23 protein-coding genes are annotated in these 22,852 nt (G+C 72.0%); 8 read left to right on the top strand and 15 right to left on the bottom strand.

Features of this window, described 5'->3' with window-relative positions:
* Positions 1 to 5: 5 nt before the first annotated feature.
* The gene (locus ACZ4XJ_RS03420; protein ID WP_468495135.1) at positions 6 to 1,118 is read right to left on the bottom strand and encodes a helix-turn-helix domain-containing protein; all 1,113 of its coding nucleotides are present in this window, start codon (positions 1,116 to 1,118) and stop codon (positions 6 to 8) included.
* A 119-nt stretch (positions 1,119 to 1,237) separates the two neighbouring features.
* Here ACZ4XJ_RS03420 and ACZ4XJ_RS03415 point away from each other — a divergent pair, with 119 nt between their 5' ends.
* Positions 1,238 to 1,447: a hypothetical protein gene (locus ACZ4XJ_RS03415; protein WP_362884555.1), complete on the top strand. Its 210-nt coding sequence runs from the start codon at positions 1,238 to 1,240 to the stop codon at positions 1,445 to 1,447.
* Positions 1,448 to 1,750: 303 nt separating this feature from the next.
* On the opposite strand, the gene ACZ4XJ_RS03410 is transcribed toward ACZ4XJ_RS03415, so the two are convergent.
* Positions 1,751 to 2,221, bottom strand: coding sequence for a Dps family protein (locus tag ACZ4XJ_RS03410; protein WP_362884551.1), 471 nt, complete (start codon positions 2,219 to 2,221; stop codon positions 1,751 to 1,753).
* 299 nt (positions 2,222 to 2,520) lie between these two features.
* Here ACZ4XJ_RS03410 and ACZ4XJ_RS03405 point away from each other — a divergent pair, with 299 nt between their 5' ends.
* Complete coding sequence (locus tag ACZ4XJ_RS03405) at positions 2,521 to 3,000, top strand: peroxiredoxin (RefSeq protein ID WP_362884549.1); 480 nt, start codon at positions 2,521 to 2,523, stop codon at positions 2,998 to 3,000.
* A gap of 177 nt (positions 3,001 to 3,177) precedes the next feature.
* Here ACZ4XJ_RS03405 and ACZ4XJ_RS03400 read toward each other — a convergent pair whose 3' ends face one another.
* From ACZ4XJ_RS03400 to ACZ4XJ_RS03365, 8 genes are all read right to left on the bottom strand, one after another.
* Complete coding sequence (locus ACZ4XJ_RS03400) at positions 3,178 to 3,333, bottom strand: DUF6131 family protein (protein ID WP_362884311.1); 156 nt, start codon at positions 3,331 to 3,333, stop codon at positions 3,178 to 3,180.
* 143 nt (positions 3,334 to 3,476) lie between these two features.
* Positions 3,477 to 4,358 carry an ABC transporter substrate-binding protein gene (locus ACZ4XJ_RS03395; RefSeq protein WP_362884309.1) on the bottom strand — a complete coding sequence of 294 codons (882 nt, stop codon included), beginning with the start codon at positions 4,356 to 4,358 and terminating at the stop codon, positions 3,477 to 3,479.
* A gap of 157 nt (positions 4,359 to 4,515) precedes the next feature.
* Complete coding sequence (locus tag ACZ4XJ_RS03390) at positions 4,516 to 6,441, bottom strand: ABC transporter permease subunit (RefSeq protein ID WP_362884307.1); 1,926 nt, start codon at positions 6,439 to 6,441, stop codon at positions 4,516 to 4,518.
* Between the two features lie 187 nt (positions 6,442 to 6,628).
* The gene (locus ACZ4XJ_RS03385; protein WP_468495134.1) at positions 6,629 to 7,744 is read right to left on the bottom strand and encodes a quaternary amine ABC transporter ATP-binding protein; all 1,116 of its coding nucleotides are present in this window, start codon (positions 7,742 to 7,744) and stop codon (positions 6,629 to 6,631) included.
* Positions 7,741 to 9,318, bottom strand: coding sequence for a GMC family oxidoreductase (locus ACZ4XJ_RS03380; RefSeq protein ID WP_362884300.1), 1,578 nt, complete (start codon positions 9,316 to 9,318; stop codon positions 7,741 to 7,743). The genes ACZ4XJ_RS03385 and ACZ4XJ_RS03380 overlap by 4 nt, the downstream gene beginning before the upstream one ends.
* A gap of 16 nt (positions 9,319 to 9,334) precedes the next feature.
* Complete coding sequence (locus tag ACZ4XJ_RS03375; RefSeq protein WP_468495133.1) at positions 9,335 to 10,912, bottom strand: aldehyde dehydrogenase family protein; 1,578 nt, start codon at positions 10,910 to 10,912, stop codon at positions 9,335 to 9,337.
* A gap of 120 nt (positions 10,913 to 11,032) precedes the next feature.
* On the bottom strand, positions 11,033 to 12,361 hold the full coding sequence (locus tag ACZ4XJ_RS03370) for an ion channel protein (RefSeq protein WP_468495132.1): 1,329 nt from the start codon (positions 12,359 to 12,361) through the stop codon (positions 11,033 to 11,035).
* Between the two features lie 63 nt (positions 12,362 to 12,424).
* Positions 12,425 to 13,705 (bottom strand): ClC family H(+)/Cl(-) exchange transporter, encoded by a 1,281-nt coding sequence (locus ACZ4XJ_RS03365; RefSeq protein WP_468495131.1) that lies wholly within the window; start codon positions 13,703 to 13,705, stop codon positions 12,425 to 12,427.
* Between the two features lie 243 nt (positions 13,706 to 13,948).
* Between ACZ4XJ_RS03365 and ACZ4XJ_RS03360 the strand changes: the two genes are divergently transcribed.
* Positions 13,949 to 15,628, top strand: a complete 1,680-nt coding sequence (locus tag ACZ4XJ_RS03360) for a BCCT family transporter (RefSeq protein ID WP_468495130.1) — start codon at positions 13,949 to 13,951, stop codon at positions 15,626 to 15,628.
* Positions 15,629 to 15,652: 24 nt separating this feature from the next.
* On the opposite strand, the gene ACZ4XJ_RS03355 is transcribed toward ACZ4XJ_RS03360, so the two are convergent.
* Complete coding sequence (locus ACZ4XJ_RS03355; protein WP_362884291.1) at positions 15,653 to 16,243, bottom strand: TetR/AcrR family transcriptional regulator; 591 nt, start codon at positions 16,241 to 16,243, stop codon at positions 15,653 to 15,655.
* A gap of 139 nt (positions 16,244 to 16,382) precedes the next feature.
* On the opposite strand from ACZ4XJ_RS03355, the gene ACZ4XJ_RS03350 reads away from it, so the two are divergent.
* Both ACZ4XJ_RS03350 and ACZ4XJ_RS03345 read left to right on the top strand, forming a co-directional pair.
* Complete coding sequence (locus tag ACZ4XJ_RS03350; RefSeq protein WP_468495129.1) at positions 16,383 to 17,366, top strand: aldo/keto reductase; 984 nt, start codon at positions 16,383 to 16,385, stop codon at positions 17,364 to 17,366.
* A gap of 180 nt (positions 17,367 to 17,546) precedes the next feature.
* Positions 17,547 to 17,783 (top strand): chaplin, encoded by a 237-nt coding sequence (locus ACZ4XJ_RS03345; RefSeq protein WP_362884305.1) that lies wholly within the window; start codon positions 17,547 to 17,549, stop codon positions 17,781 to 17,783.
* A gap of 82 nt (positions 17,784 to 17,865) precedes the next feature.
* Here ACZ4XJ_RS03345 and ACZ4XJ_RS03340 read toward each other — a convergent pair whose 3' ends face one another.
* Complete coding sequence (locus tag ACZ4XJ_RS03340; RefSeq protein WP_468495128.1) at positions 17,866 to 18,372, bottom strand: C40 family peptidase; 507 nt, start codon at positions 18,370 to 18,372, stop codon at positions 17,866 to 17,868.
* Between the two features lie 340 nt (positions 18,373 to 18,712).
* Between ACZ4XJ_RS03340 and ACZ4XJ_RS03335 the strand changes: the two genes are divergently transcribed.
* Positions 18,713 to 19,600: a YhjD/YihY/BrkB family envelope integrity protein gene (locus ACZ4XJ_RS03335; RefSeq protein ID WP_468495127.1), complete on the top strand. Its 888-nt coding sequence runs from the start codon at positions 18,713 to 18,715 to the stop codon at positions 19,598 to 19,600.
* Between the two features lie 12 nt (positions 19,601 to 19,612).
* Here the strand turns inward: ACZ4XJ_RS03335 and ACZ4XJ_RS03330 are convergent, their stop codons facing one another.
* Positions 19,613 to 19,795 carry a CsbD family protein gene (locus ACZ4XJ_RS03330; protein WP_362876162.1) on the bottom strand — a complete coding sequence of 61 codons (183 nt, stop codon included), beginning with the start codon at positions 19,793 to 19,795 and terminating at the stop codon, positions 19,613 to 19,615.
* A 171-nt stretch (positions 19,796 to 19,966) separates the two neighbouring features.
* Here ACZ4XJ_RS03330 and ACZ4XJ_RS03325 point away from each other — a divergent pair, with 171 nt between their 5' ends.
* Positions 19,967 to 20,815, top strand: a complete 849-nt coding sequence (locus tag ACZ4XJ_RS03325; protein ID WP_468495126.1) for a PP2C family protein-serine/threonine phosphatase — start codon at positions 19,967 to 19,969, stop codon at positions 20,813 to 20,815.
* A gap of 45 nt (positions 20,816 to 20,860) precedes the next feature.
* A complete protein-coding gene (locus tag ACZ4XJ_RS03320) occupies positions 20,861 to 21,889 on the top strand; it encodes an MASE1 domain-containing protein (RefSeq protein ID WP_362876307.1) in 1,029 nt (342 codons plus the stop codon).
* 205 nt (positions 21,890 to 22,094) lie between these two features.
* Here the strand turns inward: ACZ4XJ_RS03320 and ACZ4XJ_RS03315 are convergent, their stop codons facing one another.
* Positions 22,095 to 22,505: a rodlin gene (locus tag ACZ4XJ_RS03315; protein ID WP_468495444.1), complete on the bottom strand. Its 411-nt coding sequence runs from the start codon at positions 22,503 to 22,505 to the stop codon at positions 22,095 to 22,097.
* A 121-nt stretch (positions 22,506 to 22,626) separates the two neighbouring features.
* The gene (locus tag ACZ4XJ_RS03310) at positions 22,627 to 22,806 is read right to left on the bottom strand and encodes a hypothetical protein (protein WP_362876164.1); all 180 of its coding nucleotides are present in this window, start codon (positions 22,804 to 22,806) and stop codon (positions 22,627 to 22,629) included.
* Positions 22,807 to 22,852 lie beyond the last annotated feature (46 nt).

The raw sequence follows: 22,852 nt of genomic DNA, 5'->3' as shown, positions 1-22,852 counted from the left end.
CTCCTTCACGCCTCGGCGAGGCGGATCGCGTACCGAATGCCTTCGAGCTCTCGCCGCGCGCGCTTCGAGGGCCCGGTGCCATCCAACAGCAGGGGAAGCCTCTCCCGCAGGGCGCCCATGGCTTCGGAAGTCCGCAGGAGTCCGGGGCGTGCGGCCAGGAGGGCCCAGATGGTGTGGATGTTCAGCTCGAAGAACCCACGGTCGGGGACGAGTCCGGTGACGAGGTGCTGGAGCAGCTTGTGGCCGTGCCAGGTGGGCACGCCGGTGGTGGCGATGAAGTCGTCCGAAAGCTCGAGGTGCGGGCTCTCACCGATCCAGTAGGCCCAGTAGTTCAGGTTGGCGGCTTCACCCGCATGGTCATCGTCCAGGGTGGTGGCGATGAAGTGCCGCATGCGGTCACCGTCACCCTGCCGAGCCGCGACAGCCGCTACAGAGCGAGTGGTGAGCCACCTGGTCAGCCAGTCCTGCGGACGTTGGTCGTGCTGTTGCCGACCCAGCCACTCGGGAGTGTCGGGCTCCTCGTCATAACCGGCGAGGTAGAGCGCTTGGCGGTGTAGGAGGAAGTCACCGCCGCGCGCCTCCTCAGCTGTTCGTCGCATCCGTCGGAAGAACCGGCGCCGGTCGTCCGCCGACAGCTCGGGCCGGGTCGGAGCGGGACCGCGCCGAGGCCGACCCGAGACGCCAAGTCCACGCATGGGTTCGGGCGTGACACCGTTCAGCGGCCAGACCAGAACTTCGACGAGATCGCGTTGTATGACCCACGCGCCCAGAGGGCTGTCGCAGGTGGCTCCTTCATCGGTGAGGGCATCGGCGAGGAGGACATCCGCCTCCAGCCCCCTGTCGAGGGCTCGGAGCAGCGCGGGGCTCACACCCATGCGCATCAGAAGATGTCGGTGCAGCAGCTTCTGGCCCACGGTCAACGAGGTCAGGGGACGTCGTCCCGATTCCCAGCCGGCAATCGTGTCAGTCGACACCTTGAAGGCGTCGGCCAGTGACTGCTGGGTGTGGTCCAATTCCTCGCGGATCACGCGGAACACATACCCGGACACCATGCCGGTGCGACTGCGGTTGGCGATTCCCCGACTGCGGGTCAGGGTGGTCCGGTCGTCACGACCCATGGCGCGTCCTCTGCTGGCGGGGGCCCCAAACTACCGGTACCCAGGGTCACTTCGCGCGCGTTGTCCGGATATCTAGGCTCGTTCCACCACCCGCTGACGACGATGGGGAGCCCAGAACGATGCCCGAGGTGTACGAGTACGTCCCGCACGCCCTCCTGCGCAAACGCGTCCGGGACATTCCTTCCGGCGCCGAGGGCGAGCTGATGGCGGTCGTCCGTGAGAACGTGGCGGACACCGGCGCCGAGCGGTGGGTGGACCTCGCCTACGTCCGGCTGCCGTCCGGCCGCGAGTTCTCGACCCTCGTCGACAACATCGAGGCGACAGCGTGACCGGCAAGGCCCCCGCCGAGGCCTGCCGCGGCTGCCCGCACTGCGGGGCCACCCCCGTTCCAGGGGGCGGCCCCGAGGGCGGCGCGACGATCCACGCGAAGGGCTGCCCGCGCGGCGGGCGCACGGGGATTCGCTGACCGCCGACCGGCGCCCTCCGAACTCTGCGCCACAGGCAATCCCCAGCGGGCCGGCACGCGATGGCGCCGAGACTGGAACGATTTCGCGCAAGTACCCCAGCGGTCGCTTCCGGCATGGAAGTGCCCCGACCGCCGAACGGCGGTCGGGGCACTGTTGCGCTTCGGCTCAGGCGCTTTCGGCCTGGAACATCCAGTGGTGCTTTTCGAGGTCGCCCGTCAGGCCGATCAGGATGTCCTCGGTGACCGGGTCGGCGTCGCCCGTCGCCTGGATGCGCTCGCGCATGCGGGTGATCACCGCAGCGAGGCCGTCCACGAGGATCTTGACGGCGTCCACGTCCTTCACCCAGCCCTCCTTCACGCCGGCGATCGCGCTGGTGGAGGCCACCGTCGCGGCGCGGCCGTCGGGGGAGACCCCGAGGGCGGAGGCGCGCTCGGCGACCACGTCGGAGTGGGTGCGGGCCGAGGTGACGACGTCGTCGAGCTGGAGGTGGACCGAGCGGAACCGCGGGCCCACGACGTTCCAGTGCACCTGCTTGGCGACGAGGGAGAGGTCGACGAGGTCCACCAGGGCGCCTTGCAGGGCGTCGCCCACGATCTTCAGGTCGGCGTCCTTGAGGGAGCTCTTCACGATGGCCACTGGGAATCTCCACTTCGCGATGTCGTCGACCGTACGTCCATCCCCTCGGGGCGGCGGAGTCGGCGAACACGGTGTCTCGGTCGAAACCTCGCCTACCCACCCCAGACGGGAGGAAACAGCCAAGAACCAGCCAGCCGATGCGCGAACCCGGCACACGCCCGTCCCCCCGCCCCCGGGGGTCCCGTACCGAACGGTCGGCACGGGTGCGCACAATGGCTGCCGACGCGTCAACGACCGACGCGACGCCTCACCGACCGACGCGTTGTGACGCGACACCGACTACGGAAGGAACCACCGCCATGGGCCGTACTCCCGCAGTGGGGGACATCGTGGGCGACTTCTCCCTGCCCGGGGGCGTCCTGCTCCAGGACAGGTTCGAACGCTCCGACTACGCCCTCGCGGACCACCGCGGAAAGCCCGTGGTCCTGGCCTTCTACCCCGGCGACAACACCCCCGTGTGCACCCGACAGCTGTGCTCCTATTCCGACGGTCTCGACGGGCTCCGGGCGTCCGGCGCGACCGTCTGGGGCATCAGCCCTCAGGACGTCGACAGTCACGAACGCTTCGCCCGTGACCGTGACCTGCGCATTCCCCTGCTCGCGGACGAGGGGCGGACCGTGGCCCGCGCCTTCGGCATCGACGCCCCGCTGATCGGTCTGCGACGGTCCGTGTTCATCGTCGCCCCCGACGGCCGCCTGCACTGGAAGCGCGTCGGCGCGGTCGGCGCCACCTTCCCCGCGCCCGAGGTGCTGAGCCGGCGGCTCGCCGGCGTCGGGTGATCGAGCAGCACGTAACCAGGCAGCATCCAACCAGGGCGCACGTAACCCGGTAGCACGCAATCCGCCAGCACATGCCTCCGGTAGCACCGCGCCCCGCGCACGAGTGTGCGGCGGCCCGCACCCGGCGCGGGCCGCCGCACACCGACGGAGGACTAGTGGTGACTGATGCCCCGGTCCCTACCAGTAGTGCTTGCGTCCACCAACGGCGTGGCCGAGGGAGCCGGCGATCCACAGGATCGCCCCGACGACGAGGAGAATCACGCCGATGGTCCACAGGATGCTGATGCCCGTGACGAAGCCGATGATGAGCAGAATGAGGCCGATGACGATCATGTTGCCCTCCGATTTCTCTTGATGCTTCTTCCGGGTGGTGCGCACTTCCGGAGCGGTCACGGAGGTGATCACGTGCTGCGCCTACCCGCTATCGGCCCCCGCACACCCCCCGATCGAGGCGTCCCCCGTTCGGCGCGGTCCCCTCAGTTCACCCACGCCCGCCAGGTGCTCTCGTTGCGCTCCACCCACTTCTTCGCGGCCTCCGCCGGCGCCATCTTCTCCTCGGCGATCATCAGCGACACCTCGTTCTGCTCCTCGACCGACCAGCGGAACTTCTTCAGGAACGAGGCCGCCTCGCCGCCCCGCTCCGCGAACCGCGTGTTCAGGTACTTCTGCAGCGGGGTGTGCGGGTAGGCGCAGGCCACCTTCTCCGGCTCGGCGTCGCAGCCCTCCTTGTACTCGGGCAGCTTCACCTCCGTCATCGGGACCCGTTCGAACAGCCACTGCGGCTTGTACCAGTAGGTGAGGAACGGCTTGCGCTCCTTCGCGAACTGCTTGATCTGGGTGATCTGCGCCGCCTCGGAACCCGCGAAGACCACCTCGTAGTCCAGCCCGAGGTTCTTCACCAGCGCCTTGTCGTTCGTGACGTACGAGGGGGAGCCGTCCATCAGCTGCCCCTTGCCGCGGCTCTCGGGGGTGCGCAGCTGGTCGGCGTACTTGTCGAGGTTCTTCCAGTCGGTGACGTCCGGATGTTCCTCGGCGAAGTACGTCGGCACGAACCAGCCGATGTGGCCGGTGACGCCGAGGTCACCGCCCGGGGTGATCGTCTTCTTCTCCTCGACGTACCGCTTCTCCTGCTCGGGGTGGCCCCAGTCCTCCAGGATCGCGTCGACCCGGCCCTGACTGAGGGCGTCCCACGCCGGGACCTCGTCGACCTGGACGGTGTCGACGCGGTAACCCAGCTCGTGTTCGAGCAGGTAGGAGGCGACGGCGGTGTTCGCCTGCGCCCCGACCCAGGACTGGACGGACAGGGTGACCGTCTTCGCGCCCTCGGCGGCCGCGTACGGCGAGGCCTGCCGGGTCATGTCGGCCGCGCCGCAGCCGGTCAGCACGGCCAGGGCCGTACCCGCGGCGAACACGGCGGCGAGCCGACCGCCCCGACGCCCGAGGACGCCGCCGCGGGCGGTACGGACGTCACGGCCCGGGCGGACGCGGCGACCCGCGTGGTGGCGCTCGTTCATGTCAGGCCTCCTTCGCGGGCTGGGTGACGCGGTCGAGCATCAGGCCGAGGCAGACGATCGCCGCGCCGGCGACGAGTCCGGTGGCGAGGTCGCCCTGGGCGAGGCCGAGGACGACGTCGTAGCCGAGCGCGCCGCCGCCCACCAGGCCACCGATGATGACCACGGCGAGTACGAGGACCACCGCCTGGTTCACCGCCAGCAGCAACGCGGGCCGGGCCAAAGGCAGTCGGACCTGCCGCAGCTGCTGCGCGCCGGTCGCGCCCAGCGAGCGGGCGGATTCCACGGCGGCGGGGTTGACGTCGAGCAGGCCCTGCGTGGTGATGCGGACGACGGCGGGCAGCGCGTACACGACCGCGGCGGCCGCGGCGGGAGCCCTGCCGACGCCGAACAGCGCGACGACCGGGATCAGGTAGACGAACTGCGGCATGGTCTGGCAGACGTCGAGCACCGGCCGCAGCAGCCGCTGCGCGCGCGGGCTGCGGGCGGCGCCGACGGCGATCGCGAAACCGAGTACGAGGGTGACGGCGACGGCCGCCAGCACCTGGGACAGGGTGTCGAGGGAGGGCTCCCACACCCCGAGGACGCCGATCGCGGCCAGTGCGAGGACCGCGGTCAGCGCGGTCCGCCAAGTGCCGACGAGGACGCCGATCACTCCGGTGAGCAGCAGCAGCGCCCACCAGGGGGCGGCCTCCAGCCCCGCGCGCAGCGGGTCGAGGATCCAGCCGGTGAAGCGGGCCGCCCAGTCGGCGGTGCCGCCGACCACGGGCACGCCGGAGTAGAGGTGGTCGGTCATCCAGGCGACCGCCCGGTTGACGGGCTCGGCGATCGGCACGGTCCAGGATCCGGGCCACAGGGTCGTTCCCGCCATGTGACCCACCACGGCGGCGGCGACGGCGGTGAGCACGGTGAGGAGCCGCCCGTACCAGCCCGCGAACACCCGGCGCAGCAGGGGCTGTTCCTCGGGCGGGACCGGGGCGGTGCCCAGTCGGCGGCCGGCCGCGTCGGCCGTGCGGTCGAGGACCACGGCGAGCAGCACGATCGGGATGCCGGCGGCGAGCGCGGCTCCGACGTCGACCGAGGCGAGGGCCTGGTAGACCCGGTCGCCGAGGCCGCCCGCACCGATCACCGAGGCGATGACGGCCATCGAGAGGGCCATCATGATGGCCTGGTTGACGCCCAGCAGCAGCTGGCCGCGGGCGAGCGGGATCCGCGCCGTCAGCAGCCGCTGGCGGCCGGTCGCGCCGAGCGAGGCCGAGGCCTCCAGCACCCCGGCGTCCGCCCCGCGCAGGCCCAGCGCGGTGAGTCGGGCCATCGGTGGGGCCGCGTACACCACGGTCGCCAGGACCGCGGCGGGTACGCCGATGCCGAAGACGAGCACCATCGGCAGCAGGTACGCGAAGGCCGGCAGCACCTGCATGGTGTCCAGGACGGGCCGCAGCAGGCGGTCGGCGCGCGAGGAGAGCCCGGCGGCGAGACCGAGCAGGGCGCCGACGACGACGGACACGGCGACGGCGACGACCATCAGCGCGAGGGTCTGCATCGTTGGCACCCACATGCCGAGGAGCCCGCACGCGGCGAAGGCCGCGACGCAGGTCAGGGCGAGCCGTACGCCCGCGAGCCGCAGGGCTACGAGTCCGGCCAGGGCGGTGACGCCCGTCCAGCCGGCGGCGAGCAGGACGACGTACACGGCGCGCACGGACACCACGACGGCGTTGCTGATGTGCCCGAAGAAGTAGAGGAAGAGCGGGTGGCCGTCCCGGTTGTCGACGATCCAGTCACCGGCGCGGCCCAGCGGTCCGGAGAGGTCCACGGACAGGGCCGCCGGCCAGCTACCGGAGCCGGGGAAGGCGAAGGCGAGGGGTATCAGCACCAGCGCGGCGACGGCGAGGGGCAGGACCCTGCGGCCGGCGCGGTGGTGGAACAGCATCGCCGTGAGGCGACGGCCGGGGGAGACGGCGGAGCCGGCGCCGGGTCGGGGCGGGTACCCGCCGCGGTCCGGTCGGTCGGAGGTCGGGGGACGGTCCCGGCGACCGGGTTCCCGTACGGGTCTGGTCGTCGTGGTCATCCGCACCACCGCCCGGTGTCGGCGGCGTTGCCACGGGGTCGGCGCGTCATCATGCCGCCACCCCTCGTCCGGCCGGGGCCGCAAGGCCGGCCACCACCGCGAGCAGGGCGGCGTCGTCGACGACGCCCAGGCACCGGCCCCGGTCGACGACCCGGGCGGGCGCGCCGCTGCGGGCGACGGCCTCGATGGCCTCGGCGACGGTGGTGGTGGGGGCGAGGGCGACCCCCTGGGCGTCCTCGCCGACCATGACGGGGCGCATGGCGCCGCGCACGGTGAGGACCTGCTCGCGCGGCACGTCGCGGACGAAGTCCCGTACGTAGTCGTCGGCGGGCGAGCCCACGATCTCCTCCGGGGTACCGAGCTGGACGATGCGGCCGTCGCGCATCAGCGCGATCCGGTCACCGAGGCGCAGGGCTTCCGACAGGTCGTGGGTGATGAAGACCATGGTGCGGCCCTCCTCGTGGTGGAGCCGGGCCACCTCGTCCTGCATCTCGCGTCGGATCAGCGGGTCGAGGGCGCTGAACGGCTCGTCGAACAGGAGCACTTCGGGATCGGCGGCCAGCGCGCGGGCGAGCCCGACGCGCTGTTGCTGTCCACCGGACAACTGGCCGGGGCGCCGGTTCTCCAGGCCTTCGAGGCCGACCTTGGCCACCATCTCGGCCGCCTTCGCGCGCCGTTCGGCGCGGCGCATGCCCTGGATCTCCAGGCCGTAGGCGACGTTGTCGAGGACGGTGCGGTGCGGCAGCAGACCGAAGTGCTGGAAGACCATCGCGGCCCGGTGGCGGCGCAGTTCGCGCAGCCGACCCGCGTCCATGGCGAGGACGTCCTCGCCGTCGATGGACAGGGAACCGGCCGTGGGCTCGATGAGCCGGGTCAGGCAGCGCACGAGGGTGGACTTGCCCGAGCCGGACAGGCCCATGACGACGAACACCTCTCCCTTGCGGACGTCGAAGGTGACGTCGCGGACGGCGGCGGTGCAGCCGGTCCGCTCGCGCAGTTCCGCGGCGGGCAGCGAGGCGTCCTCGGATCCGGGGACCCGGGCGGCCTTCCGCTCGGGCCCGAAGACCTTCCACAGGCCCTGCACGCCGAACACGGGGGCGCCGTCGCCCCCGGGCGCGCCGGTGGCGCCGGAACCGGTGTCGGTACGGGTGGCGGTGCTGGTCACAGGGACTCACCGCCCAGCAACTCGGCTGCCTTTTCGCCGACCATGAGCACTCCGATCATCGGGTTCACCGCGGGCATCGTCGGGAATACGGAGGCGTCGGCGATGCGGATGCCTTCGAGACCGCGGACCTTCAGGTCCGGCCCCACGACCGCTTCCTCGTCGTCCGGGGCGCCCATCCGGCAGGTGCCGGCCGGGTGGTAGACCGTGTGCGCCACCGAGCGGGCGTACGCACTGAGGGCCTCGTCGTCGGTGATCTCCGGTCCCGGGCAGACCTCGCGGCGCAGCCAACCGGCCAGCGGCTCCGTCGCCGCGATCCGGCGGGCCAGCTTGATGCCGTCCACCAGGGTGCGACCGTCGTAGTCGTCCTCGTCCGTGAAGTAGCGGAAGTCCAGGGCGGGTTTGACCTCCGGGTCCGCGCTCGTCAGGTAGAGGCGGCCGCGGCTGCGGGGCTTGGGAATGTTGGGGGTCAACGAGACGCCGTGCGCCGGGCGTTCGTAGCCCAGCCGCTCCGGATTGTCCGTGAAGGGGATCTGGTAGAAGTGGAACATCAGGTCGGGACCCGGGGAGTCCGGGTCGCGCCGCACGAACAGGCCGGCGTCGCTGTCCATGGCCGAGTTCTCGGGTATCGGGCCGTCCGTCTCCCAGACGATCACGGACTCGGGGTGGTCCAGCAGGTTCTCGCCCACCCCGGGCAGGTCGTGGACCGGCGGGATCCCGAGGGCCTCCAGGTCCTCGCGGGGGCCGATGCCCGAATGCAGCAGCAGGCGCGGGGTGTCCACCGCGCCCGCGCACACGACGACCTCGCGCCGGGCGGTCACCAGCGACCGGGTGCCGTCCGCCGAGCGGACGTGGACGCCGCGCGCCCGCGTCCCGTCCAGCTCCAGGCGGTACGCCCAGGTCTCCAACAGGATCCGCAGGTTCGGCCGTTCGTCCATGACCGGGTGCAGGTACGCCACCGAGGCCGAGGACCGCTTGTTGGTCTCCGGGTGGTAGGCCAGGTCGAAGAACCCGGCGCCCTCGTGGAACGGCTTGCTGTTGAAGCCCTCCACGAGCGGCACGCCCAGGGCCTCCCGGGCCGCGTCCACGAAGTCGCGGGCGATGGCGTTGCGGTCCGCCTCGGCGACCGGCACCACGTTGTTCAGCAGCCGGTCGAAGTACGGGTCCATGGCCGCCGCGTGCCAACCCTCGGCGCCCGCCCGCGACCACTCGTCCCAGTCGGAGGGGAGCGGCTTGAAGGCGATGAGGGTGTTGTGCGAGGAACAGCCGCCGAGGACGCGCGCCCGGCTGTGCCGGATGTACGAGTTTCCGCGCGGCTGCTCGGTGGTGGGGTAGTCGTAGTCGAGCTCACCGCCGAGCAGGCCCATCCAGCGGCGCAGCGTCAGCACGTCGGGGCGGTCCACGTCGCTCGGCCCGCCCTCGATGACGGCGACGGTGACGTCCGGGTCCTCGGTGAGCCGGGAGGCGATCACGGAGCCGGCGGTGCCACCGCCGACGATGACGTAGTCGTACTCCTGCACGGACGAGGACCCGCCGGACGCGGGTCGGTCCTGATGGTGGGGGGTGGTCGTGCTCATCGCTTCTCCTGCCTCCTCAACCCGCGAACCAGCGCACGGGGCGCGGGGCGAGGTTCTGGTACACGTGCTTGGACTCGCGGTACTCGGCCAACCCGGAGGGGCCGAGCTCGCGCCCGATCCCGGACTTCCCGAAACCGCCCCACTCGGCCTGCGGCAGGTAGGGGTGGAAGTCGTTGATCCAGACGGTGCCGTGCCGCATGCGGCCGGCGACCCGGCGGGCGCGACCCGCGTCGGACGTCCAGACGCCGCCGGCGAGGCCGTACTCGGTGTCGTTGGCGAGGGCGACGGCCTCCTCCTCGCTGCGGAAGGTCTCCACGGTCAGCACCGGGCCGAACACCTCCTCGCGCACGACGCGCATCCGCCGGTGGCAGTGGTCGAGGACGGTGGGGCGGTAGAAGTAGCCGGGCCCGTCGGGGCGTTCGCCACCGGCCCGCAGGACGGCGCCCTCGGCGAGCGCGTCGGCGACGTGGGACTCGGTGCGCTCGCGCTGCGCGGCGGAGACGAGCGGGCCGCACTCGACACCCGGATCGGTGCCGCGGCCGATGCGGATCCGCTCGGCGCGGCGGGCGAGTTCCGTCACGAAGCGCTCGTGCACCGACTCCTCGATGATGAGGCGCGAACCGGCCGAGCAGACCTGGCCGCTGTGGATGAACGCCGCGTTCAGGGCCTGGTCGACGGCGGTGTCGAAGCCCTCGTCGGTGGCGCAGGCGTCGGCGAAGACCACGTTGGGGTTCTTGCCGCCGAGTTCGAGGGCGACCTTCTTCACCGATTCGGCGGCCGCGCGCATGACCTTCGTACCGCTGACGAGCCCACCGGTGAAGGACACCAGGTCGACGTCGGGATGGGCGGACAGGCGCGCACCGACGGGATCGCCCGCTCCGGTGACCAGGTTGGCCACCCCGTCGGGCAAACCGGCCTCGGCGAGCAGCTCCATCAGGGCAACCGTGGTCAGCGGCGTGATCTCGCTCGGCTTGATGACGAAGGTGTTGCCCGCGGCCAGCGCCGGCGCGATCTTCCAACTGGCCTGGAGCAACGGGTAGTTCCAAGGCGTGATCAAGGCGCAGACCCCGACCGGCTCGTGGACGACGACGCTGTGCACGTCGGGGTTGCCCGCCTCCACGACCCGCCCCGCGTCCTCACCGGCGACGAGGCCGGCGAAGTAGCGGAACGCGTCGACGACGCAGTCCACGTCCGCGCGGCCCTCTTCGAGGGTCTTGCCCGCGTCCAGGCTCTCCATCAGGCCGATGCGGTCGCGGTCGCGGCGCAGCAGATCGGCGGTGCGGTGCAGCAGCGCCGCCCGCTCGCGGGCCGGGACGGTGCGCCACGGGCCGAGGTCGAACGCGTCGCGTGCCGCGCTCACGGCCGCGTCGACGTCGGTGGTGCCGCCCTCCGCCACCACGGCGAGGACGGACCCGTCCGCCGGGTCCAGTACCTCCCGGGTCGCTCCCGAGGCCGCGGACCGCCAAGCCCCGGCTGTGTAGATGGTCTTTCGCTCCGACACGACGCGCTGTACCTCCGCTTGTGCCACCGCGGCGGACCCACGGTGAGCTGGCAATGACCTCGCTTGCCCCGCCCTCCACAGGTCATGTCCCATCCGTCACTCGAAGTGACCGGTGTCACTCTCGGCAATCGATGTGCGGTGCGGAAGCGGGGCGAGCGGGGGAATGCCGGGCCGACGGAGCGGTACGCGGTGGACGCGCGGCGTCACACCGGGTCAGCGCAGCGGTACCCCTGCCTCCGTCAGCTGCATCTGCGGACGCCCGCTGACCAGCAGCCAGGCGGGCAACAGCCCCACGCACAGGAGCGGCAGCAGCCCCGGGTCCGGCGCCAGGATCGCGGCGGTGAACAGGCTGACCCAGCCCTGCCGGGTGACGGCCAGCAGGACGCCCAGCACCGCGCAGGTCACCGCGACCGGCGGCTGCACCGACGGGACGAGGGCGCTGACCGCGAACCCGAGCGCGGCCCCCGCGAAGACGGACGGGAAGATCCGGCCGCCGCGGAACCCGGACCCGCAGGCCACCAGGACGGCAGCGAGCTTCACCACGGTCATCAGGACCAGCGCGCCGACGGAGTAGGCACCCGGATCGGCGGCCAGCTCGCCCATCTCTGCCAACCCCTTGAACAGGGTCAGCCGCCCGCCGAGCGCCGCCAGCAAACCCAGCACCACACCGCCCAGGGTCAGCGCGAGCACCGGGTGCGGCAGCAGGTGGAAGGCCCGGTGGACGTGGGGGAAGGCGTGGACGGCCGCCATGGCGAGGGCGGCGCCCACCGAGGAGACCACGAGCGCGCCGAGCAGGTCGGCCCAGCCGGGGCCGGTGAAGGGCGGCAGCGGGAGCCCGAAGACGGGCGCCTCGATCAGCCGGCTCGTCAGCGCGCCCGCGCCCGCGGCGATCAGCGGGGCGAAGAGCTGGTCCCACAGTGTGGGCGGCTTCCCGCCCGGCACCGCCGGGGGCTGCCGGGGCCCCGACACCATCGACTCGGTGAGGATCAGTACGGCCGCGACCGGGGTCCCGAACAGCGCCCCTACCGTGCCGGCGGCGCCCAGCCCCACCCACAGCTGCGGGGCGCCGGCCGGCATGAACGTGCGGCCCAGCCAGAAGGCGAGGGCGATGTTCGCGGCGGTGATCGGGTTCTCCGGGCCCAGACTGACGCCGCCGGCCAGCGACAGCACGGTCGCCAGCAGCAGGCCGGGAATCACCGCGGGCGGCAGCGGCGGGTCGACCAGCCCGGTGGTCGCCGGGTCCGGCCCGGCATGACCGTGGACCTTCCACACGACGAGCCCGACCGCGAGACCGGTCACGGTCAGGACGGTCAGGGTCCACGCGACGGACCAGCGGCCCACCCCGATCGCGTCCGGAAGGGTCTCCCACAGGACGTTCTTCAGCAGGTCGGCCAGTTCGCTGACGCCCGTCAGCAGCAGGCTGGAGCCCACGCCGACCACGAGCGCGGGCAGGACCAACGGGAGCAGGGCCCTGACGGGGGAGGCCGGCGGGAGGGCGGCGGCCGGTGCGGGGGCGGTCACCGGATCAACGTAACGGGCCATCACCCCAAAACCTGACACATCGGAAGTCCATGTGGGTTCCGTCCCGAGAAGGCGGCGGCGTCCTCAGGAGGACCGCGCCATGCGCACCCGCAAGGTGTCGTAGACGGGAACGCTCCCCAGCCGGTCGGCGGTCAGCGTCGCCGCGAAACAGGCGGTCAGCAGCGGAACGAGCAACGAGGTCGTCCCCGTCATCTCGACCACCAGCACGACCCCGGTCAGGGGCGCCCGCACCACCGCCGCGAACAACGCCGCCATGCCCACGGCCGCGAACGACGCCGCTCCCGTCCCGCCCGGCAGGACCGGATCCGCGAGGCCGTGGAGGAGCGCTCCCCACAGGGCGCCCAGCGCCAGCAGCGGAGCGAACAGGCCACCCGGCGCGCCGGCCGCGTAGCTCAGCGGCCCGGCCACGAAGCGCACCACCAGGTAGCCCGCGAGGACGGTCACCACCGGCACCTCGCCGTCCACCAGCAGCCCGCTCAGCTGCTCCCCGCCGCCGCCCAGCGACGGATCGATGCCGAGCAGCAGGCCCACGACCGCCCCGATGACGGCCGCCCGCGCCACCGGCCCGACCCGGGTGACGCCGTCGCAGTAGGCCAGGGCGCCGACGACCAGTCGGTTGTAGCCCACCCCCAGGACGCCGGTCGCGGCGCCCAGCAGCAGGAAGACCGGCAGCAGCGCCAAGGGCGGCGGGACCGGGTCGGGCATCGCGAAGACGGGCCGGTCGCCCAGGATCAGTTGCGCGCAGCCGACGGCGGTGGCGGTGCCGATGAGGGTGAGCAGGACCAGGCGGGCCCGGACGGTCCGCGTCACCTCCTCGAAGACGAACACGGCTCCGCCGAGCGGGGCGGTGAAGGCCACCGCGAGCCCGGCCCCGGCCAACGAGGTGTGCAGCAGGGTGACGTCCCGCTCGTCCAGCCGCGTCCGACGTCCCGCCTCGGTGCCGATCGCGGCGCCCATGTGCACGGTGGGCCCCTCGCGGCCCAGCAGCAGGCCGGAGCCCATGGCGATCACGCCGCCCACGAACTTGGCCGGCACCAGCGGCCACAGGCGCGGCGGCTCCCGCTCCCCGTGCCACACGGCCTCCACGTCCTGGATGCCGCTGCCGGCGGCGGCCGGCACCCGCCGGGCGATCGCGCAGGCGAGGGCGGCGCCCCCCGCCGCGAGGGCGACCGGGACCAGCAGGCCGGCGACGCCGAGGTCCCGGGAGGCGTCCAGCAGCGAGCCGCGCAGCGTCCCGGCCCGTTCCAGGCACCAGCGGAAGGCTCCGCCGACCAGGCCCACGACGCAGCCGGCGAGCGCCCCCACCAGGTGGACGACCGATCCGCCGCGGCGAGCACCGGGCATGCGTGGACACCTCCGCCGGGCCGTGGTTCGTCCCGTCCGAGACTGACCCGCGGCCCCGGCGCCGCCCCGGACATCGTGGCGGCCGCGCCGAAAGCGGCCCCGACTGGGCCAACGGCCCGGCGGCGTGCCCGGCCGCGGCGAGGATGAGCCCGGTTCCGCCCGCGAAGCGTGATAGGTCAGGTATCCACGCAAACGTTCCTGCGTGGCCACGTCGAACGAGGTCACGCGTGAGAGGGGACCTCGTTGTCGAAAGAGCAACCGGCCGGCCCCCGCTCCCGTACGGACACGGTGGTCTTCGGCGTCACGGCGGTCCTGACGCTCGCCTTCGTGCTCTGGGGTGCCCTGGCCACCGACTCGCTGGAGAGCGTGTCGAGCAGCCTGCTGAAGGGCCTGATCCACAACGGCGGCTGGGCCTTCATGCTCGCCGCCAGCGGCTTCGTCGTGTTCGCGCTGTGGCTGGCCATCAGCCGGTACGGCCGCATCAGGCTCGGCCGCCAGGGCGAGGAACCCGAGTTCCGCACCGTGTCCTGGGTCGCGATGATGTTCAGCGCCGGCATGGGGATCGGGCTCATGTTCTACGGCGTGAGCGAGCCGCTGGCCCACTACGACAAGCCCCCGCCCGGCACCCACCCCGTCGACTCCGCCGAACGCATGCAGACGGCGATGGCGACCACCCTCTTCCACTGGACGCTGCACCCCTGGGCGATCTACGCCGTCGTCGGCCTCGCGATCGCCTACAGCACGTTCCGGCGCGGACGCCGCCAGACGATCAGCGCCGTGTTCGAGCCGCTCATCGGCGAACGGCACGCCCACGGCGCTGCGGGCCGGGTCATCGACATCCTGGCCATCTTCGCCACCCTCTTCGGCTCCGCCGCCTCGCTGGGCCTCGGCGCCCTGCAGATCGGCAGCGGTTTCCAGGAGCTGGGGTGGATGAACTCGGTCAGCACCGGCCTCCTCGTCGGCGTCATCGCCGTGCTCACCGTCGCGTTCGTGGGCTCGGCGGTCTCCGGCGTCGAGCGCGGCATCCAGTGGCTGTCGAACATCAACATGGTCCTCGCCCTGGTGCTGGCCGTGTTCGTGTTCGTCGCCGGGCCGACGATCATCGTGCTCGACCTGCTCCCCACCTCCCTGGGCGCCTACCTCGGCGACCTGCCGCAGCTCATCGGCCGTACGGAGGCCACCGGCGCCGGCGAGGTCGCCACCTGGCTGGGCAGTTGGACGGTCTTCTACTGGGCCTGGTGGATCTCCTGGACCCCGTTCGTCGGCATGTTCATCGCCCGCATCAGCCGCGGCCGTACGATCCGCCAGTTCATCGGCGGGGTCATCCTCGTCCCGAGCACCGTCAGCCTGCTGTGGTTCGCCATCTTCGGCGGCACGGCGATGAAGCTCCAGGAGAGCGGCCGACTCAGCGGCGAGAGCACACCCGAGGGGCAACTCTTCGGACTGCTCCAGCAGTTCCCCATCCCGACGGTGATGAGCCTGCTGGTGATGCTCCTCGTCGGCATCTTCTTCGTCTCGGGGGCGGACGCCGCGTCCATCGTGATGGGCACGCTCTCGCAGAAGGGCACCTTCGAACCCGCCCGACCGGTCGTCGTGTTCTGGGGCGTGGTCACCGGCGCCGTCGCGGCCGTCATGCTGCTCATCGGCAACGGCAAGGGAGACGCGCTCGCCGGGCTGCAGAACCTGACGATCCTGGTGGCGGCCCCGTTCACCGTGGTGATGATCGGCATGTGCGTGGCCCTCCTGCGCGACCTGCGCCGGGACCCGCTGATCGTGCGTGGCGAGATGGGCGAGGAGGCCGTCGCCCAGGCGGTGGTCGCCGGCCACGAGGAGTACGACGGCGACTTCGAACTCCGCATCGGGCCGGGCAACGGCCCCGAACCGGACGCCGACCGGCCGTCCCCCCTGGAGGACGCGACGTGACGCCGGCCGGACGGGCCGCCCCGCTCAGCCGGCCGGGTCGCTCGGCGGGGCGGTCATCCGGCGTACGGACTCCACCACGGCCGCGCGGTGCCGGGCCAGCCGCTCCTGCGTCCAGCCCGCGCCGGCGCCGCCGGCCGCGGGTCCGCCGAGCGCGCCGAACCAGGCCTGGGACAGGCCCATGACGAGCACGAGGAGGTCGACGGGGTCGATCGCCGGATCGACGCACCCCTCCTGCTGGGCCCGCTCCACCACGCCGATCTTGGCGGTGTAGGACTCCACCTCCGCCGCTGTGGAACCCGGCCGCTCCAACTGCTTCCACAGCACCAGGCGCATCAGGTCGGGTCGCTCCACGAGATGGTCGAAGACCGCCCCCGCGTACCCGGGCAGGTCCTCGGCGCGGAAGGGGACGGTCTCCGAGCCCGCCTCCAGCGCCCGCTGGAGCACCACGTCGAAGAGCTCTTCCTTGTTGCCGAAGTAGACGTAGATGAGCCGCTTGTTCGCCTGGGCCGCCTCGGCGATCCGGTCCACGCGCGCTCCGGCGATGCCGTGGGCCGCGAACTCGGAGAAGGCCGCGTCGAGCAGCCGTGCCTTGGTTGCGCTGGAATCCCGTGCCATGGCGGCAGCCTAGCAAGTAACTATCCAGTTATTGACATGCTGTGCCGCTTGCGTGCATGCTTTACCTATCCAGTTAGTTACTTTCGTTTCCAGCCACTGACGTCCCCGGACACCACCGGACACTCCCGAGGAGAACACCATGGACATGCGCGCACTGGGCGGCCACGGCCTGCAGGTCGGCGCCGAAGGACTCGGCCTGATGGGCATGAGCGCCCACTACGGAGCCACCGACGACACCGAATCGCTCGCCACCATCGACCGCGCCCTGGAGCTGGGCGTGACCCTGCTCGACACCGCCGAGGGCTACGGCCCCTTCCACAACGAGCAGCTGCTCGGCAGGGCCCTCGCAGGCCGCCGGGACTCCGCCGTCGTCGCCACGAAGACGGGGATCGAGTTCACCGACGGGGGCGAGTTCCGCGGCCACAACGCGACCCCGGAGTACATCCGCCGGTCCGCCGACCGCTCGCTGCGCCACCTGGGCACCGACCACATCGACCTCTACTACCTCCACCGCATCGACCCCCGGGTCCCCGTCGAGGAGAGCGTCGGCGCGATGGCGGAGCTCGTCGCGGCCGGCAAGGTCCGTCACATCGGCCTGTGCGAGGCCGCGCCCGCCACCATCCGCCGGGCCCACGCAGTGCACCCGCTGGCCGCGGTGCAGACGGAGTACAGCCTCTTCGAGCGCGGCATCGAACAGGACGGCGTCCGCGCCGCCCTCGACGAACTCGGCATCGGCCTCGTCGCCTACTCGCCGCTCGGGCGCGGCTTCCTCTCCGGCGCCCTCACCAGCCCCGACGACTTCGCCGCCGACGACTTCCGCCGCACCGACCCCCGCTTCCAGGGCGAGAACTTCGACCGCAACCTCGCCGTCGTCGACCTGCTCCGCAGCCTCGCCGCCGAGAAGGGCGTCACCCCCTCCCAGCTGGCCCTCGCCTGGACGCTGTGCCAGGGCGCGGTGCCCATCCCGGGCACCAAGCGCCGCCGTTACCTGGGGGAGAACGTCGCCGCCACCGCCGTCGAGGTCGGCGACGAGGACCTCGCCCGCATCGAGGCGGTGGCCCCGCTCGGCGTGGCCTCCGGCGACCGCTACGCACCCGAGCTGATGAAGGGCCTGGGCGGCTGACGGAGCCGGGTGCCCGCGGTACGGCCGATCAGTGGCGCACCGGCACTCCTTAGGGGGAAAGCGTCCTCCCGGGACGGGGCTGGGCGCCCGATGCTGCCGATGAGAGGGGGACGGCCCCGGCCCGGGGCCGTGCGGCGCGCGGACGCGCCGCTGCGGCAGTTGCGAGGAGATGTACGCGTGATGCGAATGTGGAAGAGCGCGGGTCTTGCCCTGGCGGTCGGCATGGCGGTTCTGGGCGGCGCCTCGGCGGCGTCCGCCGATGCCCAGGCGGACGGGATCGCCGCCGGCTCGCCCGGCGTCCTGTCCGGCAACCTGATCCAGGTCCCGGTCCACGTGCCGATCAACATCTGCGGCAACAGCGTGAACGTGATCGGCCTGCTGAACCCGGCCGTCGGCAACGTCTGCTACAACGACTGATCCCCCCGGCCCCGGCCCCTCCCGTCCGCCCCCGTCCGGGCGGTCCCGGGAGGGGCCGGGGCCTCCTCATGCCGTCATCGGGTCACCCGGCCCGGCCGTAGCGGACGTTCTTGCTCCAAATGCGTTCCAGTCGTACCCGGGTGCCCGGACGGGGCGCGTGCCAGATCTTGTCGTGACCGGCATAAATGCCCACGTGTTCCACGGTGGAGCCCTGCGGGAAGAACACAAGATCACCCAATGCGCGTTTGTCGCGGGAAACGTGGGAAGTGTGCTCGTACTGCTGCTCAGCGGTACGGGGGAGCTGTTTCCCGGCTTTGCGGAACGAATACAGGGTCAGCCCCGAGCAGTCGAACCTTTTGGGTCCCATTGCGCCGCGCGCATAAGGGGCACCTTCCTTCGAAGCCGCCACGGCCAACGCCTCCGCGCCGTACGGTGTGGCCGCTTCGGCCGGTGCTACCGGCCCGGCCAGGGTGCCCGCGGTCAGCAGGCAGAGGAGCAACAAAAGGCGAGGGGGACGGAATCCGACGGTGCGGCTGACAACTCGGAGAGCCTCTCGGGCTTTATGGGAGTCATTCCTGCAGACGGACATCGTGATACCTCCGCGTTCGGGTGGACTTGAGGTCGTTCGGATACCTGTGAAGGTCCTGCTTTCTCGGATGTCATTCCTGGAACGCAACGGCGGACAGTTTTCTCCGAAGCCGCCCGAAATTCAGGTCCGGACATGGGTGCAGATGTATCGGTTCTGTAACGGATTCGCGAACATATGGAAAAACACCTGGTGGTGGCTGTCCTTCGCGGGCCGCGCGGCGAGCGGAAAACGGGGCCCGCCGGCGCCCGGGGTGCCGCGCCACGGCCGATCCCGCATCCTGCTCGTGGACGGCGCCGCCGCAGGTGGAAGGGCGCCCGTTCCCCCGGAAGGAGCCGTCACCGTGCCCGGAACGCGCCTCTGGCCGCGCCGCTTCGTCGTGCCGGCCTGGATGCGCACGTACGCGCCGTTCCTCGGCCGGGTCCTGGAGCAGCTCGCACGGGTCCACGTGCTGGACTGCGCCACCCGTTTGGCCGCACAAGCCTTCCTCGGGGCCATTCCCGCGCTGTTCGTGATCGGCGCACTCGCCCCCGAATGGATGCGCCAGGAACTCATCCGGACGATCAGCACCACCCTGGGCATGACGGACACCGCCCTCGATCAGGTCCGCGCGGTGTACGCCGCCGGCGACACGGTGGCCGTCGCCGGCACCGGCGCGGTGGGCGTGGTGGTGACCCTGCTGTCCGCCACCGCCTGCAGCCGGGCCCTCCAGACCACCTGCGAACGGTCATGGCACCTGCCGAAGGCCGGAGCCCGGCTCGCGGCCTGGCGGTGGGTCGCCTGGCTCGGGGTGTGGATGACCGCGCTGCTCTTCCAGGGCCCGGTCCAGGACGCGTTCGGCGCCGGCCTCGTCGTCGGCGCGGTGCTCTCCCTGGTCAGCGGCACCCTGCTGTGGTGGTGGACCCAGCACCTGTTGCTCGGATCCAGGGTGCCGTGGCTGCCGCTGCTGCCCGGCGCGGTCCTCGTCGCCTTCGGGGTGCAAGCCGTCACCCTCGGGTCGCGGTACTACATGCCGCGCGCCGTCGACCGCAGCCTGCAGCAGTTCGGCGGGCTGGGGCTGGTCTTCGTCGTGCTGTCCTGGCTGATCGGGTTCTTCGTCGTCGTCACCGTCGGCATCGCCGTGGGCCGGGTACTGGCCCACGAGCGGCGGGCCGCGCACCGGCTCGGCACACCGCAAGACCCCCGGGACGGGGCCGGGCCGCGGCCCGACCCCACCCCGGGGGCCCGATGACGACGGAAGCGGTCAGTGCTTCCGGTGCCGGAAGATGTCCTTCATCTTTTCCTTGGCCTGACGCAGGTCACCCTTCGTCCGCTCGCTGCGGCCCTCGGCGGCCAGCCGGTCGTTGCCCACCGCACGACCCGCCGCTTCCTTGAGCTTGCCCACGGCCTGCTCGGCATTGGCCCGACGCTTCTCGTTGTCCGGCACAGCTGATCACTCCCTGGAGTCGAACGGGAACTCGTACCCCCTCGTGTGGCCCGGATCCCGCACCTCAAACGCCGGCGCCGCACGGACGCGGATGTGATCAGCGGGCCGCCGAAATATGATGAGTGCTGTCTCGCGTCAGAACCCTGAAGGCGGACGTACCCCGGAGGGCCCATGACCTCCCATCGGTCCCCGCGGTCGGAGACCGCCGACGATTTGCTGACGAGGCTCGGCCGACTGACGGCCCAGGCCAGGGAAGGCGCGGAACTCCAGCAGGCCCGCGTGGAACTCGCCGAGGCGCTCCAGCGCGAGATCCTCCCCGCCTCGCTCCCCGCCGTCCCCGGTCTGCGCACGGCCGCCCGGTACACGCCCGCCCGCCACGGCCTGAGCATCGGCGGCGACTGGTACGACGGCTTCGCGCTCCCCGGCGGAGCCCTCGGCTTCTCCATCGGCGACGTGGAGGGCCACGACGTGGAGGCCGCCGCCTTCATGGGTCAGGTCCGCATCGCGGTCCGCGCGGTGGCCGCGGCCGCCGCCGATCCGGGCGAGGTGCTCAGCCGGGCCAACGACCTGCTGCTCTCCGTGGACTGCGACCTCTTCGCCACCTGCACCTTCCTCCGGTTCGACCCCGACACCTGGGAGATCCAGACGGCCCGCGCAGGCCACGTGCCCGGTGTCTGGGCCACCGTTGACGGCCGGTCCGGCGTCGTCGAGGACGAGGGCGGGACCCCGCTCGGCATGCTGCCCGGCGCCGAGTACCCCGTGACCCGGCGCCGACTGACGACGGCGGGCTCGTACGTCCTGGTCACCGACGGGGTCGTCGAAGGCCCGTCGTTCCCGATGGAGGCCGGGCTGGCACGGGTGGCCGCCGCGGCCCGCGCCGCCGCCGGCGCGGAACCGGGGGCGCTGGCCGCCGAGGTGATGAAGGTCGCCGATTCGACGGGCCACGAGGACGACGCGGCCGTCCTGGTGCTGCGCCACGAGGCCTCCCGGGCCGGACCGGGTGACACGGGCGACGCCTGAGGCGTGTCACGCCGCGCCGACGGGCCGGAGCTGTTGTCTGATGCAGTGATGCGCACCGAGGGCTTCCGACGTCCGTTCCTGGCCGTGGTCCGGGTCCTCGCCGTTGCCGCTGCCTACTTCGCGGGCGCCCGGATCGGGCTGCTCCAGCAGGTGGTGATCGAAGGAGCGGTCGTCACCCCGCTGTGGCCGCCCACCGGTATCGCCCTCGCCTGCCTGCTCTGGCAGGGCCTGCGGGTCTGGCCGGGCATCGCGCTCGGCGCGTTCCTCGTCATCCGTTCGCTCGGCTCCGAGGACCCGGGCGGCCTGGTGATCGTCGCGGGCAACACCCTCGCCCCCGTGTGCGCCGCCCTGATGCTGCGCCGGGTCGGCTTCCGGCGGGACCTGGACCGGCTGCGCGACGGGGTGGCCCTGGTGTTCCTCGGAGGTCTGGCGCCGATGCTGATCAGCGCGACCGTCGGCGCCTGGCTGCTGGTCCTCACCCACAGCCTGCCGGACGGTGGATTCTGGACGGTGTGGTGGACGTGGTGGGCCGGCGACGCGATGGGCGTGCTGGTGCTGACGCCGCTGCTGCTGGTCGCGCACAAGGTCCACGTGTCCCAGGACCCCTACCGGTGGGCCGAGGCCGCCGCCCTGGCCGTCGGCTCGCTCGCCATCACGCTGCTGGCGACCAGGAGCGGCCTGGCCCTGCTCTTCCTCGTCTTCCCGCTCCTGATCTGGGCGGCCCTGCGGTTCCAACTGGCGGGGAGCGCCCCCGTCATGCTGCTCGTGTCGGTCATGGCGAACGCCGCGGCGATCGCCCGCGTGGGCCCCTTCGCCCACCACACCTTCGTGGAGGGGATGGTCAACCTCCAGGCGCTCAACGGCAGCGCGGCCCTCACCTCTTTGCTGCTGTCGGCGCTCGTCACCGAGCAGAACACCATCCGGCTGCGGATCGAGCAGGCGTGCCTGGACCTCGCCGAGGTGGTGGACCAGCTCGCGTCGGGCAAGACGGCCTCGCACTGGCACCCGCGCGACGCCGCCGGCCCGGGCGCGGAGGGTTCGCGCGGGGAGGGATCCCGCGCGGACGGCGAGTAGGCGCGCGCGGTTTCCCGCCGGAGGCCCGGACCCGTCGGGCCCCGGGACACGCCAAGAGCCTCCGGCCCACCGGGCCGGAGGCTCTTGGCATCAAGGGTGGTGCCCACGGGGAGGTTCGGATCCGCGGATCCGGGGGTGGTGCAAGCCGGGGCCCCGTGGGCACTCGCGCAGGCGTCGGAGGCCCCGGCTCGAAGAGAGGACCGGGTCAGCTGTTGGCGGACACGTTGCCCGAGAGGACCGGGATGTTGCTGAGGATGTGCGAGAGCGGCTCGTCGCCCTTGGCCTGGGTGGAGTTCTCGGCGCACTGCTGGTTCTGCGGGTTGGACAGGACGTTGATGTCCTGGACACCGATGTTCAGCGCGGCGATCAGCGACTGGGCGTTGACCTTGGCCGGCAGGCCGATGCAGGGCTTGTTGAGCGTGCCCTGGACGAGGCCGAGCTGCGGGCTCTGGTCGCCGTGGGTCTTCTGGTTGCCGTAGACCTGGGAAGCGCCGTTGCCGTTGACGGTGTTGATCCCGTTGTCGTTGCCGATGGCCATGGCCGGAGCGGCAACAGCGGCGCCGGCGCCGAGGATGGAGGCGGTGGCGGCGGCGGTGGCCATCATCTTCTTGATCATCATGGTCCTTCTGTTGCACGAGTGCACGGTGGTGAGCGGCTTGATCAACGCCCGGACCTGCGGCAGGTTGCTCTTCTTCACCCGATCGGCCCTACCCCGTGCACCGCCCGGCGGCCCCCGCTCAGGCCGCCGTGACGACCGACGCCCGTATCGCCGACGCCCACTCCTCCAGCAGCCCCGCGTGGCGCACCCGCTCGTCGTCACGAAGACGCCCCTCGGCGCGGGCGAACAGGCAACGGATGTCCGCGTTGATGTCGGAGAGGGGGCGGCCGGTCGTCGTGGAGTCAGGGGTCGGGCTCATGTGATCAAGGGTAGGCGCAGGGTCCGACAGTCGAGGTTCCTGTCCG

Source organism: Streptomyces sp. NPDC029836 (assembly GCF_055574495.1).
This window is presented reverse-complemented; position numbering and strand designations above follow the sequence as displayed.

Bases quoted from the DNA above. Each gene is read 5' to 3' on its own strand.
- ACZ4XJ_RS03420 (WP_468495135.1), bottom strand. From the start codon at position 1,118: ATGGGTCGTGACGACCGGACCACCCTGACCCGCAGTCGGGGAATCGCC.
- ACZ4XJ_RS03415 (WP_362884555.1), top strand. From the start codon at position 1,238: ATGCCCGAGGTGTACGAGTACGTCCCGCACGCCCTCCTGCGCAAACGC.
- ACZ4XJ_RS03405 (WP_362884549.1), top strand. From the start codon at position 2,521: ATGGGCCGTACTCCCGCAGTGGGGGACATCGTGGGCGACTTCTCCCTG.
- ACZ4XJ_RS03400 (WP_362884311.1), bottom strand. From the start codon at position 3,333: ATGATCGTCATCGGCCTCATTCTGCTCATCATCGGCTTCGTCACGGGC.
- ACZ4XJ_RS03395 (WP_362884309.1), bottom strand. From the start codon at position 4,358: ATGACCCGGCAGGCCTCGCCGTACGCGGCCGCCGAGGGCGCGAAGACG.
- ACZ4XJ_RS03390 (WP_362884307.1), bottom strand. From the start codon at position 6,441: ATGCTGTTCCACCACCGCGCCGGCCGCAGGGTCCTGCCCCTCGCCGTC.
- ACZ4XJ_RS03380 (WP_362884300.1), bottom strand. From the start codon at position 9,318: ATGAGCACGACCACCCCCCACCATCAGGACCGACCCGCGTCCGGCGGG.
- ACZ4XJ_RS03375 (WP_468495133.1), bottom strand. From the start codon at position 10,912: ATGGGACATGACCTGTGGAGGGCGGGGCAAGCGAGGTCATTGCCAGCT.
- ACZ4XJ_RS03370 (WP_468495132.1), bottom strand. From the start codon at position 12,361: ATGGCCCGTTACGTTGATCCGGTGACCGCCCCCGCACCGGCCGCCGCC.
- ACZ4XJ_RS03365 (WP_468495131.1), bottom strand. From the start codon at position 13,705: ATGCCCGGTGCTCGCCGCGGCGGATCGGTCGTCCACCTGGTGGGGGCG.
- ACZ4XJ_RS03355 (WP_362884291.1), bottom strand. From the start codon at position 16,243: ATGGCACGGGATTCCAGCGCAACCAAGGCACGGCTGCTCGACGCGGCC.
- ACZ4XJ_RS03350 (WP_468495129.1), top strand. From the start codon at position 16,383: ATGGACATGCGCGCACTGGGCGGCCACGGCCTGCAGGTCGGCGCCGAA.
- ACZ4XJ_RS03345 (WP_362884305.1), top strand. From the start codon at position 17,547: ATGCGAATGTGGAAGAGCGCGGGTCTTGCCCTGGCGGTCGGCATGGCG.
- ACZ4XJ_RS03340 (WP_468495128.1), bottom strand. From the start codon at position 18,372: ATGTCCGTCTGCAGGAATGACTCCCATAAAGCCCGAGAGGCTCTCCGA.
- ACZ4XJ_RS03325 (WP_468495126.1), top strand. From the start codon at position 19,967: ATGACCTCCCATCGGTCCCCGCGGTCGGAGACCGCCGACGATTTGCTG.
- ACZ4XJ_RS03315 (WP_468495444.1), bottom strand. From the start codon at position 22,505: ATGATCAAGAAGATGATGGCCACCGCCGCCGCCACCGCCTCCATCCTC.
- ACZ4XJ_RS03310 (WP_362876164.1), bottom strand. From the start codon at position 22,806: ATGAGCCCGACCCCTGACTCCACGACGACCGGCCGCCCCCTCTCCGAC.